Annotated in this window: 13 protein-coding genes; 5 read left to right on the top strand and 8 right to left on the bottom strand. The window is 66.9% G+C overall.

What is annotated here, in order from left to right; translation table 11 throughout:
- Nucleotides 1–3: 3 nt before the first annotated feature.
- The 3 genes from ctaD to AC1HIL_RS37345 all read left to right on the top strand — a co-directional run bounded on the left by ctaD (nucleotide 4) and on the right by AC1HIL_RS37345 (nucleotide 3,252).
- Complete coding sequence (gene ctaD / locus AC1HIL_RS37355; protein WP_479668658.1) at nucleotides 4–2,529, top strand: cytochrome c oxidase subunit I; 2,526 nt, start codon at nucleotides 4–6, stop codon at nucleotides 2,527–2,529.
- A 169-nt stretch (nucleotides 2,530–2,698) separates the two neighbouring features.
- Entirely contained in the window at nucleotides 2,699–2,977 is a 279-nt protein-coding gene (locus tag AC1HIL_RS37350) for a CopG family ribbon-helix-helix protein (RefSeq protein WP_057597130.1), read from the top strand.
- Nucleotides 2,977–3,252, top strand: a complete 276-nt coding sequence (locus AC1HIL_RS37345) for a type II toxin-antitoxin system RelE/ParE family toxin (RefSeq protein ID WP_057597131.1) — start codon at nucleotides 2,977–2,979, stop codon at nucleotides 3,250–3,252. Before AC1HIL_RS37350 ends, AC1HIL_RS37345 begins: the two co-directional genes overlap by 1 nt.
- A gap of 550 nt (nucleotides 3,253–3,802) precedes the next feature.
- Here AC1HIL_RS37345 and AC1HIL_RS37340 read toward each other — a convergent pair.
- A complete protein-coding gene (locus tag AC1HIL_RS37340; RefSeq protein WP_479668659.1) occupies nucleotides 3,803–4,891 on the bottom strand; it encodes a sensor histidine kinase in 1,089 nt (362 codons plus the stop codon).
- 470 nt (nucleotides 4,892–5,361) lie between these two features.
- On the opposite strand from AC1HIL_RS37340, the gene AC1HIL_RS37335 reads away from it, so the two are divergent.
- Nucleotides 5,362–7,449: a TonB-dependent receptor gene (locus AC1HIL_RS37335; protein WP_479668660.1), complete on the top strand. Its 2,088-nt coding sequence runs from the start codon at nucleotides 5,362–5,364 to the stop codon at nucleotides 7,447–7,449.
- Nucleotides 7,450–7,464: 15 nt separating this feature from the next.
- On the opposite strand, the gene AC1HIL_RS37330 is transcribed toward AC1HIL_RS37335, so the two are convergent.
- Genes AC1HIL_RS37330 through AC1HIL_RS37315 form a run of 4 tightly spaced genes read right to left on the bottom strand, consistent with a single transcriptional unit; the run spans nucleotide 7,465 to nucleotide 11,629 of the window.
- On the bottom strand, nucleotides 7,465–8,661 hold the full coding sequence (locus AC1HIL_RS37330; protein WP_479668661.1) for a HupE/UreJ family protein: 1,197 nt from the start codon (nucleotides 8,659–8,661) through the stop codon (nucleotides 7,465–7,467).
- Complete coding sequence (locus AC1HIL_RS37325) at nucleotides 8,648–9,835, bottom strand: hypothetical protein (RefSeq protein WP_479668662.1); 1,188 nt, start codon at nucleotides 9,833–9,835, stop codon at nucleotides 8,648–8,650. The genes AC1HIL_RS37330 and AC1HIL_RS37325 overlap by 14 nt, the downstream gene beginning before the upstream one ends.
- Complete coding sequence (locus AC1HIL_RS37320; RefSeq protein ID WP_057598174.1) at nucleotides 9,832–10,116, bottom strand: hypothetical protein; 285 nt, start codon at nucleotides 10,114–10,116, stop codon at nucleotides 9,832–9,834. Before AC1HIL_RS37320 ends, AC1HIL_RS37325 begins: the two co-directional genes overlap by 4 nt.
- Nucleotides 10,117–10,129: 13 nt before the next feature.
- The gene (locus tag AC1HIL_RS37315; protein WP_479668663.1) at nucleotides 10,130–11,629 is read right to left on the bottom strand and encodes a DUF4331 domain-containing protein; all 1,500 of its coding nucleotides are present in this window, start codon (nucleotides 11,627–11,629) and stop codon (nucleotides 10,130–10,132) included.
- A 651-nt stretch (nucleotides 11,630–12,280) separates the two neighbouring features.
- Here AC1HIL_RS37315 and AC1HIL_RS37310 point away from each other — a divergent pair.
- Nucleotides 12,281–12,796, top strand: coding sequence for a fasciclin domain-containing protein (locus tag AC1HIL_RS37310; protein WP_261212828.1), 516 nt, complete (start codon nucleotides 12,281–12,283; stop codon nucleotides 12,794–12,796).
- Between the two features lie 138 nt (nucleotides 12,797–12,934).
- Here AC1HIL_RS37310 and AC1HIL_RS37305 read toward each other — a convergent pair whose 3' ends face one another.
- The 3 genes from AC1HIL_RS37305 to AC1HIL_RS37295 form a co-directional block, all read right to left on the bottom strand.
- Nucleotides 12,935–13,207 (bottom strand): hypothetical protein, encoded by a 273-nt coding sequence (locus AC1HIL_RS37305; protein WP_216087378.1) that lies wholly within the window; start codon nucleotides 13,205–13,207, stop codon nucleotides 12,935–12,937.
- A 112-nt stretch (nucleotides 13,208–13,319) separates the two neighbouring features.
- The gene (locus AC1HIL_RS37300) at nucleotides 13,320–13,598 is read right to left on the bottom strand and encodes a hypothetical protein (protein WP_479668664.1); all 279 of its coding nucleotides are present in this window, start codon (nucleotides 13,596–13,598) and stop codon (nucleotides 13,320–13,322) included.
- Nucleotides 13,599–13,715: 117 nt separating this feature from the next.
- Nucleotides 13,716–14,339 (bottom strand): cysteine hydrolase family protein, encoded by a 624-nt coding sequence (locus AC1HIL_RS37295; protein ID WP_479668665.1) that lies wholly within the window; start codon nucleotides 14,337–14,339, stop codon nucleotides 13,716–13,718.
- Nucleotides 14,340–14,482: the final 143 nt, after the last annotated feature.

Here is a 14,482-nt window from a genome sequence, read left to right as displayed (position 1 = left end):
GCCATGAACGCCCCCTTGGACCCGGCGGCCAACGCGCCGCAACCCGAAGCCGGGCGCGACGCGCTCGAGCGCGCCTGGCGCCCGCCCTCGGGCTGGCGCCGGCTCTCGGCCGTCAACAACACGCAGATCGGCGTGTTCTACATCGCGACCGCGATGCTATTCTTCGTGCTCGCCGGCGTGCTCGCGCTGGTGATGCGCGCGCAGCTCGCCGTGCCCGACAACGACCTGGTCGACCCCAAGACCTACAACCAACTCTTCACCATGCATGGCACGGTGATGATGTTCCTGTTCGCGGTGCCGATCGTCGAGGCGATCGCGGTCTACCTGCTGCCGGGCATGCTGGGCGCGCGCGACCTGCCCTTTCCGCGCCTGTCGGCCTATGCGTTCTGGGCCTATGCGATCGGCGGCCTGGTGTTCTTCGGCACGCTGTTCTTCGGCGAGGCGCCCGATGGCGGCTGGTTCATGTACCCACCGCTCACCGGCAAGGAGTTCTCGCCGGGACGCGGCGCCGACTGGTGGCTGCTGGGCATCGGCTTCATCGAGATCTCGGCGATCGCGGGCGCGATCGAGCTGATCATCGGCATCCTGTTCACGCGCGCGCCGGGCATGACGCTCGCGCGCATGCCGATCTTCGCGTGGGCGATGCTGGTCAGCGCGCTGATGATCGTGTTCGCGTTCCCGGCCGTGATCGCGGCCACGCTGCTGCTCGAGATGGAGCGCGCCTTTGACTGGCCCTTCTTCATCGCCGCGCGCGGCGGCGATCCCGTGCTGTGGCAGCACCTGTTCTGGTTCTTCGGCCACCCCGAGGTCTACATCATCTTCCTGCCGGCCGCTGGCCTGGTCTCGATGATGGCCGCCACGCTCGCGGGCACGCCGCTGGTGGGCCACCGCGCGGTGGTGATCGCGCTGATGGCCGTGGGCGCCCTGAGCTTCCTGCTGTGGGTGCACCACATGTTCACGGCCGGCCTGGGGACCTGGTCGCTGCGGCTGGTGTCGGCCGCGAGCTTCGCGGTGGCGCTGCCCAGCGGCCTGCAGGTGTTCTCGTGGATCGCCACCTTCTGGAGCGGCCGCATCCGGCTCGACACGCCCACCCTGTTCCTGCTGGGCTTCCACTTCATCTTCGTGCTGGGCGGACTCACCGGCGTGATGGTGGCGGTGCTGCCCTTCGACTGGCAGGCGCATGACAGCTACTTCATCGTCGCGCACCTGCACTACGTGCTGATCGGCGGCATGGTGTTCCCGGTGTTCGCGGGCCTCTACCACTGGGCGCCGCTGTTCAACGGCCACCGGCTCTCGGAACGGTGCGGGCGCTGGGTCTTCGGCCTGATGTTCGGCGGCTTCAACCTCGCCTTCTTCCCGATGCACATCGCCGGGCTGATGGGCATGCCCCGGCGCGTCTACACCTACCCGGGCGACCTCGGCTGGAACGCGCTCAACCTGCTGTCGACCGTCGGCGCCTTCGTGTTCGCCGCGGGCGTGCTGCTGTTCGTCGTCGACGTGGTGCGCACGCTGCGCAAGCCCGAGCGCGAGCACGGCAACCCCTGGAGCGCGGGCACGCTCGAATGGCTGCCCGCGCGCGAGTACGCGGTGCGCAGCATTCCCGAGATCGCCTCGCGCTATCCACTGTGGCGCCGGCCCACGCTGGCGCGCGAGGTCGAGGAAGGCCGCCACTGGCTGCCGGGCACGGTCTTCGGCGGCCGCGAGACGCTGGTCACGAGCCCGCGCGATGCGCGGCCGCTGCACCTGCTGCGCCTGCCCACCGACGGCTGGTCGCCGCTGGTGGCGGCCGCGGGCACGGCCGGCTTCTTCCTGCTGCTGACGGTCGAGCAGGTGCTGCTCGCGGGGCTGTGCGGCGTGCTCGCGGTGGGGGCCATCGTGTTCTGGCTCTGGGGGTCGGACCGCCCGCCGCCCGTGTCCACGGCCGACGTGGGGCATGGCCGACGGCTGCCGGTCGGCGCGGTCGGCCGCGCCTCGCACTCATGGTGGGGCATGGTGGTGCTGGTCGCGGTCGACATGAGCATCTTCGCCTCGCTGTTGTGGGCGCACGTCCATGTGTCGATGGCGGCCCAGGTCTGCCCGCCGCCCGGTGCCGCGCTGCCGGCGTTGCGCTGGCCCGCCGCGGCCGTGCTGCTGATGCTCGCGGGCTCGCTCGCGCTGGTGTTCGCGACGCGCGGCCTGCGCCATGACGACGCAGCGCGACAACGTGGCCTGCGTTGGCTGGTCATGCTCGCGATGGCCTGTGCGGCCGCGGGCTTCGGCGTCGACCTCTGGAGCCATGCGCAAACCGGCCTCGATCCGCGCGCGCAGGCATGGAGCGCGAGCGTGGCGATGCTGCTGGGCTACCAGGGCTTCCACCTCGCGGTGCTGCTGTTGATGGGAGGCTATGTGCTCGCGCGCTCGTGGAGCGGCCGGCTTCGCACCGATGCGCGCGCGACGATCGACAACACGCAGCCGCTGTGGCATGGCGCGAGCGCGCAGACGGCGATCGGCGCGCTCGCGGTGCAATGGATGCCGCTGCTCGCGACGTGAAGCAGCGCAGCAGCGGTCCGCATCGATGTGGATCGGCTCGCGCGAGGAATGCGGAATCTCTGCCGCGCCGCGCTTCCTGTGTAACCACTCTGCGTTGAGCCAGGGACGTCTGAGCGTCGAAACCCTACCCATACTTGATCGAGTCGTCTTGATTCGATATGATTTACTTATGACTCAATCTGCATCGACCAAGGTGATCACGGCCCACGTGTCGACTGAACTCGCAGACCAGATCGACGGCTACGCTGCGGAACTCGATCGATCGCGCGCGTGGGTGGTCAAACAGGCGCTTTCGGCATGGGTCGAGCAGGAGAACGAGCGCCGGCGCCTCACCTTGGAAGGTCTTGCCGACATCAGAGCAGGACGCACCGTGGAGCATGGTGAGGTTCATCGGTGGGCGCAATCCTTGGGGACTGCCCAGCCGTTGCCTGTTCCGAAATCCAGGTAATGGAAGTCCGTTGGACCTCGAAGGCGTTGTCCGACCTCCAGCGCCTGCATGAATTTCTCGAGCCGGCCAACCCGGACGCCGCAGCGCGCACGGTGCAGATGCTCGCAGCGGCGCCGGCTACCCTGCTGGCGAATCCTCGCATCGGCCGTCTGCTCGAAGGCTTTCAGCCGCACGAAGTCCGACGCCTGCTGGTGGGAACTTACGAACTCCGCTACCACATTGATGCGGACACGATCTACATCGTTCGCATGTTTCATACACGCGAAGATCGCTAGCCTCCAAATTGCCGGCATATCCCAAGCAGCGGACTTGCCCGCCGAAATCGAACTGACGGCAGGTGCGCGCTGGAAGACTCGTATCTCACGGAGGAGATTGCCTCCACGGTATGACTCGTTGGCCTGCAAAAAACTTGACGGGTTGTACGAAAAAAACCGGCCCATCTTTGTCCACCGGCTGGACATCCAGAGGTGACCGATGAGGAACTCGAAGCCGCCTTCACGAATGCTGCCGAGCGACTGCATGCCCTCCGCATCATGTGCACGCTACCTTTCGACGACGACAAGCTACGGGCATGAGGTGCAGAGCGATCCCCTCCGAGGTACAACCTGAAATCCCGGCAACATCCCCTATGTGTCCGATGGATGGGCATGCGCTGAGCGCGCAGTCTCAGAGGCGAAGGAGTCCGACAGAGTCCATCTAGGTGCCATAGACCAGACGTTGCCTGGCGCTCGACAAAAATACCCGCGCGGGGGAGCCCGGCGGGCGAAGTGCAGCCGAGGCTGCTTGAGGAGACGACCTGAAGTTACAAGGCCGACTCTCTCGCTGTCAAGCAGCGAGCGATGCAAATCCCCACAAAATCCCCACAGGAAATGCATGCAGACAATGCTGTATTTGGGCTTGAAGTCCGGCCAGCTCGGTGCATTGCGCGGTCGTCCGCCAGAGGCAGGGTGATGCGAACTCGCTACCCGTTCCGGGACCATTGCTGTGCGCCTCAATGGTTCCTCCGTGAAGCTGAGCCACGCTTCGAGCCACGGCCAAACCTATGCCAAGCCCTCCTTCCGAGCGGTGCCGAGTGGCATCGATCTGGGAGAACAGGTCGAAGATGTCTGCGAGACGGTTGGCGGGAATGCCTGCCCCGTTGTCTTTGACCTTTATGACCGCGGCTCTTCCTTCAACGCTGATGCTCGCTACGAGCTTGCCAGTTGTGGGCGTGTATTTCGATGCGTTGAGAAGCAGGTTGGAAACCGCTTGCACCAACCGGCGCACGTCACCCCGGACCATGACACTCTCATGGGGCAAATGCTTCTTGTAGGTCTGCGATCGTGACTCGATCGAATTTCTAGCCATGTCTGATGCCAGCTCGACGACCTGTCTTAGGTCGCACAGCGTCATGCCAAGCTTGAGATCACCGCGCGCGATCTCTCCGAGATCGCTGAGGTCGGTGATAAGCGCCTCCTGATGCGTGATCTGCCGGTCAATCATGTCGAGAGCGCTGGTCACGTCGTCCTTGCCTGGCGCCATGCGAGCCAGCCGGACGGCGAGACGCATGGGCGAAAGAGCATTGCGTAGTTCGTGCGCGAGGATGGCCATGAACTCGTCCTTCCGCCGAGCCGCATTTCCCGCAGCAGTCCGAGCCCGAACTTCATGGGAGATGTCTCGAAACAAGAGTGCAACCTGCCATTCGATGGGGCGGCCTACCCGGAACGCGAACACGTCATACCAGCGGTCCAGTGCCTCTGCCTGATGCTCGAATCTGGTCGGCACCCCGGTTTGCGCGACGCGTCCGTAGGTCTCGGCCCAGAACGGTTCGTGTGCCGGCGCGAGCTCGTACATCCGCCTTCCGATTGCCTGGCGCAGCCCGGTTTCCGTCTCGAATCTCCGATTCACTTCCAAGAACGTGTAGTCGGCCCCCACTCCCTGGTCGTTGAAGATCGGTCGAATGACGCAGAACCCTTCGTCGATGAAGTCGGCCAGGGTTCGGTACTTGGACGGCGCATCCTATTCAGGGGGCAGCGAATCGGCTGGGTGTCCGCTTCCGGCCCGCGGTGGCTCGACCTGTGGACTTGGATTCATTGCTTCTCCTGGACAGTAACGTTCAGCAGCCTCGACGCCGACGTCTAGGGCTGCAAGCAAAGCCCATGCAAAACCCGCATGTTACGTTGGACCGCCATAGCGTAGGCGCCGCGCAGCACGCGAAGCACGCGCAGCACGCGCAAAGTGTCGGCGCGGTCGACCGGCGGGCCGACACCGTCGGAGTGTCGTCCAGACCCTGGCAGCGATGGTCTCTCTCCCGCCGAATCTGAAAATTGTTTCTCTGCGTATCAGCGTGGCGTCCCTGCGAGAGGTATTCCGCTTCTCCAGAACTTTGAAGACGCGGGAGACCCATGAAAGCTTCGATCCGCCTCGCGCGCCAACCCTGGATGTTCGGCGCCCTGCTCGGCAGCGCCGCGGCCTGGGCCCAACCCGTGCACCTGCCACCGATCGAGGTCAGCGGCCCGCGCGACGCGGCCATCGGCACGGCCGACAGCGCGAGCGAAGGCGCGGTGGAGAAAGCCTCTTTCCAGGCCCGCCCCAAGCTGCGCCCGGGCGACATCGTCGAGGCCGTGCCGGGCGTGGTCGCCACCCAGCACTCGGGCGACGGCAAGGCCAACCAGTACTTCCTGCGCGGCTTCAACCTCGACCACGGCACCGACTTCGCGGTCACGGTCGACGGCATGCCGGTCAACATGCCTTCGCACGGCCACGGCCAGGGCTTCGCGGACCTCAACTTCCTGATCCCCGACCTGGTCTCGGGCGTGCGCTACCGCAAGGGCCCCTACTTCGCCGATGGCGGCGACTTCGCGCTCGCGGGCAGTGCCTCGCTCGACTACGTGAGCGCGCTCGACGCGCCCTTCACCGAAGTCACGCTGGGCGCCAACAACTTCCGCCGCCTGCTCGCGGCAGGCTCGCGCACCGTGCAGGACCAGACCTGGCTCGGTGCCATCGAGCTCGAAGGCAACAACGGACCCTGGGACACGCCCGAGCGACTGCGCAAGCTGAACGCGGTACTGCGCTATTCGCAAGGCTCGCCGGTGCGCGGCTTCAGCCTCACGGCCATGGCCTACCAGAGCCGCTGGAATTCGACCGACCAGATCCCCGAGCGCCTGGTCGACAGCGGCGAGCTCTCGCGCTTCGGCTCGCTCAACACCACCGATGGCGGCAGGACACGGCGCATCAGCCTGTCGGGCAAGTGGTTCGACAACAGTCTCGAGGGGCAGACGCAACTCAGTGGCTATGTCATCGACTACCGCTTCGGCCTGTTCTCGGACTTCACCTACTTCCTCAACAACCCCGAGCAGGGCGACCAGTTCGAGCAGACCGACCGCCGTCGGGTCTTCGGGCTGCAGGGCACGCACAGCCGTCCCAACTCGATCGGCGGACTGGACGGCGTGCTGAGCTTCGGCGGCAGCTGGCGCGGTGATCGCATCGGCGAGGTCGGGCTCTACAACACCGTGGCCCGCGAACGGATCTCGACCGTACGCAACGACAAGGTGCAACAGGACCTGTTCTCCGTGCACGCCCAGCAGCTCGTAAACCTCAGCGAGCGCTGGCGCGGCTACGTGGGCCTGCGCGGCGACCTGCTGCGCTACGGCGTGCAGGGGCGCGAACCGCTCTACGGCCCGATCAACAGCGGACGCGGCCACGACTCGCTCGTGAGCCCCAAGGCCGGCCTGGCCTTCACCGTGACGCCGGCCCACGAGCTCTACCTCAACGTAGGCACCGGCTTCCACAGCAACGACGTGCGCGGCGCGACGATCAACGTCGACCCGACGAGCGGCCTGCCCGCCGAGCGCGTGCCCGCGCTCGTGAAGGGGCGCGGCGCCGAGATCGGCTGGCGCTTCCAGCCCGGCGAGGATTTCAGCTTCACCACCGCGCTGTGGCAGCTGCGGCTCGACTCGGAGCTGGTCTATGTCGGCGACGCCGGCACCACCGAGCCCGGCCGCGCCAGCAGCCGCCGCGGCATCGAAGCCACGCTGCGCTGGAAGCTCGGTTCGCGCTGGCGCTTCGAGGCCGATGCGGCGATCTCGCGCGCGCGCTTCCGGGGCCTCGCGCCCGAGGGCGAAGGCAACCACATCGACAACGCGGTGGAGCGCGTGTTCGCGGCCGGCGTCATCTACACGGAAGGCCCGCTGACTGCCTCGCTTCGCCTGCGCTACATGGGCCCGCGCGCGCTCGACACGCTCAACACGATGCGCTCGCGCGCCACCACGCTGCTGAACTTCGGCGCGCGCTACGCAGTGAACAAGCAGCTCACCTTGGGCCTGGACGTGTTCAACCTCGCGGGCCGCAAGGGCAACGACATCGAATACTTTTACGCCTCGTGCAGCGCGAGTGAAGTGGCACGCGGTGCCTGCGGCGACGGCATCGATGGGCGCCACATCCATCCGATGGAGCCGCGCAGCGCGCGGGTCAGCGCGCGCTGGACCTTCTAGATCGGACGCCCCCGCTCAAGCGAACGGCAGGATCTTCACGTCGAACACGCGCTCGCAGAACCAGATGGCCGCCACCGCCACGGCCACGACCGAGCCGCCGCGCAGCACCACCGGCGCATAGCATCGCCAGCCGCGCAGCGACAGCAGCACGACCAGCGCCACGGCCACCACCATGAGCTGGCCCGCTTCGACGCCGAGGTTGAACTGCAGCAGCGCGAGCACGAAGCCGCGCAGCGGCAGCTCGAGTTCGCCGAGCGCGCCCGCGAAGCCGAAGCCATGGATCAGGCCGAACAGGAAGCTGAAGAGCTTGCGCCTGCCGCGCAGCAACGGCCGCAGGTTGTCCACGGCCGCGAGGATGATCGTGATCGCGATGCCCGGCTCGACGATGCGCGGCGACAGGCTCACGATCTTGAGCCCGGCCAGCGCCAGCGTGATCGAGTGCGCGATGGTGAACATGGTGACGATGCCCAGCATCGGCCAGATCGCGTCGCGCCAATGCCTCACCGGTGTCCAGCCGCCATCGCCGCGCCGCAGCAGTACCGCGGGCAGCAACAGGCACAGCAGGAACAGGATGTGGTCGTAGCCGATCAGGATGTGATGGATGCCGTCGCGGAAGAAGCCGGGGCTGTCGCTCTCGGCGTTCGGGGCAGGCGTGGAAGATCCCGCCGCCGCGCCCGGCCATGGCAACGTCACGCTGCCGGCCGCGGGATCGAGCGAGTGCACGGCGGGCGAAGCGCCGCCGTCCGAAGCCAAGCGCAGCAGTCCCCGGTGCGTCGGATCGATCTCGCGAAACAGCCGGTAGTCGATCTCTAGCGCGGGCCCCGTATCGCAGCGCGCGTGCAGTTGCAGCACGAGGTAGGCACCGTCGACGCGGTCCTCGACTGCCGGCGGCCGCGTCTCGGCCAGTGCGCAGCGTCCCTGCTGCAGCTGGAGCCGCGCGAGCGCGTAGGCGCGGATGTCGTCGAGCCGCGCGCGCAACTCGCCCCAGCGCAGTTGGCGGTCGCCGTCGCGGTCGAGCTCGAGCGTCGCGTCGAGATCGCGCAGCGCGATGTCCCAGCGCAGGTCGACGCCCTCGGCATCGCGCTGGATCTGCAGGTAGGCATCGCTGGCCTTGTGGGCGCGCGCGGCGCCCGGCGCGAGCGCCAGCAGCAGCGCCAGCACGAACAGCAAGGCGGAGGCCAGCCCGATGCGGCGTGGCTCAGGGAATGGCATCGACACGGGCGTCCTTCAGTCCGATCTCACGCATCAGCGCCCTCGCCTCCTCGCGCGCGGCCGCATCGCCGGCGGCCGAGGCCGCGCGCGCGAACACCAGCAGGTCGATCGGCTCGCGCTGCAGGCGCAGGTTGAGGCGCGCCAGCTCGACGGCGCGCTTCGCATCGCCCTGCACATCGAGCGCGAACATCGCCTCCTCGCGCGCATGCTGTGCGGTGGTGCCTGGGCGCAGTGCCGCGGCCTCGAAGCGTTCGCGCAGCTCCTCGGCCTCGGGGACCACGGCGCGCGGTGCTTGCGGCTTGCCCGCCTGCGTGTGCGCAATGGCCAGCCGCAGCAGCACCGCATCGCTGCGCGCTTCCTTCGCGAGCAGTGACGGGATCTCGCCGGACCGCCCGGCACGCTGCAGGAAATCGCTGTACGCCAGCAGCAGATAGCCGGAGCGCTCGGCCGCGAGCGCCTTGCGGTACGCGGCATCCGCCTCGGCGGGCCGGCCCGCGAGTTCCTCGATCTCGGCGATCGAGGTCCACAGCCACTGCCGCGTTCCGGCCTGTGGTGCGCCGGCCAGCCCGGGATCGGCCAGCAGGCCGCGCAGCGCGTCGCGCGCGGCGGCATGGTTGCCGCGCAGGCCCGCGTTCTCCGCCAGGCAGGCCACGCCATAGAGCGCCGGCCCCACGCGGCCGAGCGCGCGGCAGGCGGCATCGGATTCGTCGTAGCGTCCGCGCACGCGCAGCACGGTCGCGAGCGTGATCCAGCCCTGCGGATCGGCGGGCCGGCGCGCGAGCGCGGCCTTCAAGAGGGACTCGGCACCGTCGAAATCGTGCAGGAACTGGGCCACGGTGGCGCGCATCACGAGCACCGCGGGCGGCGTCCGGGCGATGGGCGTGGCGTCCCAGGCCTGCAACGCGGCCGCGGCCTGGCCGGCGTAGCGCGCGTCGCCCTGCGAGCGCGCGAGGTCGAGGTAGGCGGTCGCGGCCTCGATCGCAGTGGCCTCGTCGCCGGGCCGCTGCGCCAGTTCGCGGCGCAGCTTGCGCTGCGCATCGAGCCAGCCGGCGATCGCGGGCAGCTTCTCGACCACCTCGTCGTCGCTGGCCGGCACCCGTGGCGCCGCTAGCGCGGCTCCGGCCGCGGCCAGCGACAGCAGCAGCGCCGCCGCGGCCCGCTGCGCCTGCTTCATTGCGTGGCGACGGGGTCCTTGGTCTCCGACGTCGGCGCCGGATCGAAGGCAGCCACGTTGGCCGGCTCCGCCGTGTCGAGCACCGAGGCGACCAGCGACTGCACGTAGGCGATGAAGCTGTCGTACGCGTCGGCCTGCGGCGGCGGGTTCTCGGGCGGGTTGTTGCCGCTCACCGGCGGGAACGGATAGAACACGGCGCCACCGCCGCCGCCCCCGCCGCAGCCGGCGAGGAAAGCGGCCACCAGCAGCAGGCCGGCGATGCGAGGAATGTTGCGGTTCATGCCGGCATCCTCCTCAGCGCGCGGCCGAGGCCGAGGTCGAACCTGGCAGCGGCGTGTTGAGGTACGGGAAGGCATCGGGGAACTCCGTGGGGCTCTGCGCCGCGCCGTCGGTCAGAGGGGCACTACCCGCGGGCGCGTCGGCCGGCTTGCAGCCGACCTTGAGCGTGTCGCTGGCACCGGTGGCCACGCACAGCACGCCCATCGCCACGCGCAGTTCGGCATCGACCACGTCGTCGCCCGGCCGGCGTCCGTTCGGGAAGCCCGCGAGGTCGTTGCCGAGCACGCCGAGGTTGCTCTGGTTCGCCTTGATCGTGGGCGCGATCGAGGTGTTCAGCCGCAGCATCTCCGAGGCCTTGACGTTGGCCGGCTTGTTCACCCCCTCGACGCCCGTGAGGAAGGCCGCGACCAGGTCGGTGCGCGGGAAGTTCGTGGGCGCGGGCGCCTGGAACAGCGTCTGCACCAGCGCCGGCAGGGTCGGGTTGGTCACGTAGTCGGCGAACTGCGCGTCGTCCTGCGGCTTGGAGCTGTTGAAGCGATCCTTGTCCTTCAGGCCGATCACCACCTCGTTGACCAGCGGCATGCCCAGGCGCGAGACCTGGGCCCAGGCGCCACCGTTGATCGCGGTGGTGCCGTGGCCGCTCTTGGGCGGGCTGGCGATCAGTCGGCCCTGGCGCACGCTGGCCGTGGTCCAGCCACCCACGATCGGCTGGCCGGCCGTGGTGATGCACGAGATCGGCACCTCGAGCGCCAGCGTCGTCACGTTCTTGCCGGCCAGCGCGTCGGGGTTGGCCGAGCTCGAGCCCAGCGGATTGAGGTTGATCAGGTCGAACACCTGGCCCAGGGCCACGCTGAACGGGTCCTTGCGCTGGCCGACGAACACGCGGCCCTGCGTGGCGCAGCCCGGGATGTTGACCGTGTAGAGGTGCTGGTTCGCATAGCTGGCATAGCCGGTCGGGCCGCCGAAGGTCTTGTCGCCGATGTTGTCGGTGGGCTTGTCGAACTCGGTGCCGCCGCCGGCCTTGGTCACGGCCTCCACCTTGCCCTTGCGACGGTCGCCGCGCACGATGTTGAGCGTGTAGGTCTCGCGCAGATTGCTGGTGGCCTGGTTCGGCCCGCTGATGCCGCCGGCCTGCACCAGCGGAATCGACACCTGCTTGCCCGCGATCGGCAGCTGGATGTCGCGCAGCGTGTTCTTGAACCTGAACTGGAAGGTGATGTCCTCGACCGCGTTGCCGTCGGTGTCGAGGTGGATCTCGTACAGGCCGTTCGGGTCCATGGTGAAGTAGTTCGGGCCGCCGTACGGGCTCTGGTCGGGCTGGTAGTTCGCGATCAGCGTCACGAAGTCCTGGCGGCCGGCTTCGTAGCTGCGGAACATGTAGAAGTCGGTGGCATCGAGCTTGGGCATGCCCGCGATCGACGGCGCCTCGCGGTGGCTGGATGCGATGGCACCCACGGCGGTCACGGCAGTCAGCACGAAGACGCAGGCCCTCGCGGGCGGCAGGGAGAATTTCATCGGCATCACCTCGGTGTAAATGGTGGATTCGGCAGGCACGACTCGCCGACGCGAACGTCGGCTCTGGATGAGTACGGGCCGGAAGTTCAACCGGATGCGATTTTTTTACCGAGGGTTTTCACCATGCCCGGGCGCCGTCTATGCACCGGCAAAGCGCCTCGAGAGGCAGGCTACGTCGCGTCAAGTTCAATCCATTCACATCGGCTTCGCCAAGCAAATCCCGGAGGCCAGCAACCGCCGGTCGTTCCTCTTTTCTTCGTGGACACACGCAGGCCGCACAAAGAAAAGCGCCCGGCAGAAGCCGAGCGCAAGCCCGTTAGCTGTCACACTTTTGGGTACGAGAAGCATGGCGCGATGTCATGGGCCACGGGGTCGGAAAAAGAAGAAGCGTACTGTCGGAAAAGTTCGAACCGGCTAGCAGCCAGCTGGGACTAACCGCGGGACTTGACAGTGCCAAGGGCACAGGCTCGCGCTACGCAGTCGCCACGATGCCGGATTCATGCCCATGCGGCGCGCTCACCATCCTCATCCACCTTTTCAGGGCATCCGTAGAAGAGTGACCTGCTGCAGTCTGCTCAGGCCAACACCTTCAAGGAGCTATTCATGCTTTCTTTTACCCTGCCCCGCCTGCTTTCCTCGTGCCTTGTCGCGATGGCGATGCTCGGAACCGCCGCGGTCGCGACTGCACAAGTCATGGTCGGCGGTGCTCCCATGTACGCGGCCAAGGACATCGTGGACAACGCCGTCAACTCGAAGGATCACACCACGCTTGTCGCGGCCGTCAAGGCTGCCGGATTGGTGGACACGCTCAAGAGTCCGGGACCGTTCACTGTCTTTGCACCGACCAACAACGCCTTTGCGGCCCTTCCAGCCGGCACCGTCGATACGCTTCTGAAACCGGAGAACAAAGGTACCCTCACCACGGTTTTGACGTACCACGTAGTTCCCGGCAAGCTCGACGCGGCAGCGCTGATGAACATGATTAAGGACGGCAATGGCTCGGCAACACTCAAGACCGCCGCCGGCGGAAACTTGATCGCCAAGTCAGCAGGTGGCAAGGTCATGATCACCGATGAGAAGGGTGGCACGGCCACGGTGACGATCGCTGATGTCTACCAATCGAATGGTGTGATCCACGTCGTCGACAAAGTGCTACTTCCCAAGTAACGGGACGATCAAAGGCCCGCAACGCATGCCTCTCGTCTTCATGGGAAGAACCAGCGGTAGCGCAGGATCGGCATTGCGCCGCGCCACTACGGGCGAATAAACGCGCGACCCATGAGCGGAGCACCGGCTCACACGGGGCTATTGCGTACCGGTCTGGCTCTGCCCCCCGCCACCGCCATTGCCCGTGACCCCTCCAACGCCTGCAGCACCGCCACCGTTCGGGCTTGCTGGCGCCGACTGTGGCGCGGGCTGGGAAATGCCCTGGCCACCCGCGGGTGCCGCGTCATTGCGGCGGTGGGACATGACGTTGTAGAAGACAACCAGCAAGACCACCACGATCACTGCACCGATACCCCAGCGAAAGACCCGTCGTCCGTCGCGCTCGTCGTTTCTGGCTTGTTCAAGTCTCATGGTCGCTTCCTTTCGAGAATGGCTGGAAGGCATCCAACTTGCGATCTCGCGCAGGAGCTGCCTGTCGGACGTCGACGCGTACCAATGCAGTCACTCGGACGGCGGCAGCGGGCTACTTCGGCAGACCGAATCCAAAGCCGAACATGCCCGAAGCCGCTTTTGCTGCAGGCGCATCCGCCTCTTCCTCGCGCGGTCCGACACTCAAGTCTTCGACCATACCCTGCAACCGAACCAGACCGGCCGCCATCGCGGCACTGTAGCTCTTCACCGCAGAAGCCTGCTCTTCGATGACGCTCCACTGTCCGTCTGGCAAGAGCTCCACCAATCGCCACCGAAAGGCGTTGGCGCTGGCCTGGAGGACGGTGACGGCAAGGTGGCGAAGCGGAGCCATGGGGCGACGGTGCCGCGAGCAACGGCCGGCGACGGTCAGACAGGAGCGCTATAGGCTGCCCGTCAAAGAACTGCTTCCCGGCAAATCCTTCAGGCAGGCGGCTGCCAGACGGGCAGCTCAGTCTCGCCTGCGTCCTTGCCGACCGCGCGCATTTGGGATCAGCCGCAACCGCGTGCTGGGTGTCGTGGGCAGCTTCTGAAACTCTTCGATTTGCCGTAGCACCAGCGCATTGCGGGCCGTCGATTGGGATGCCACGCAGTCGCGCGGCACCACCACCGCGAGATCGCGCATGCCGGCCTCGGTCGCAGTAACGAGAACGCACTGGTCGCTGGCGACACCGGTCAGGATCAGGCGGCTCGCCTTCAAATGCTGCAGCAGCAGTTCCAGCGGCGTGCCGAAGAATGCCGACTGCTTGGGCTTCAGCACGAAGTAGTCGTCGGCGTCGGGCTTCAGAGCACTCGCGATTTCCGCGCCTGGACCACCTTGGCGCAACGCCTCTTGCGCCAACGCTGGAAAGTCCGATCGCCATCGGCCACGGTTGTCGTTCGCATAGATCACAGGAACACCCGACCGGCGGCATCGCGCCTTCAATGCTGCGATGTACGGGGCGATCGACGCGGCGCAAGGCAGCAACTTCTCAGCATCGGGAAAATCCCAGCAGTTGATCATGTCGATGATCAGAAGTGCTGTCTGTCCCGCCGCGCGCTCGGGTGCGAGCAGACCTGAGGATCGTGAAGGCATGGCAAAGGCTCACTGCTTGGTAAGAAAGAGCATCGCTATTCTTCATTGCGAGGCGACTGCCGCGAGCGCACCACATCCCAATTCGCGGCTTCGTCCGACACTGTTGTCGCATCCGGCTCGGTCCCCTCATTAATCCGGCGCAC

The sequence above is a fragment of the Variovorax sp. ISS6 genome, assembly GCF_056523145.1.
Note: the sequence above shows the minus strand (reverse complement) of the source record. Positions and strands in the feature narration are given on the sequence as shown.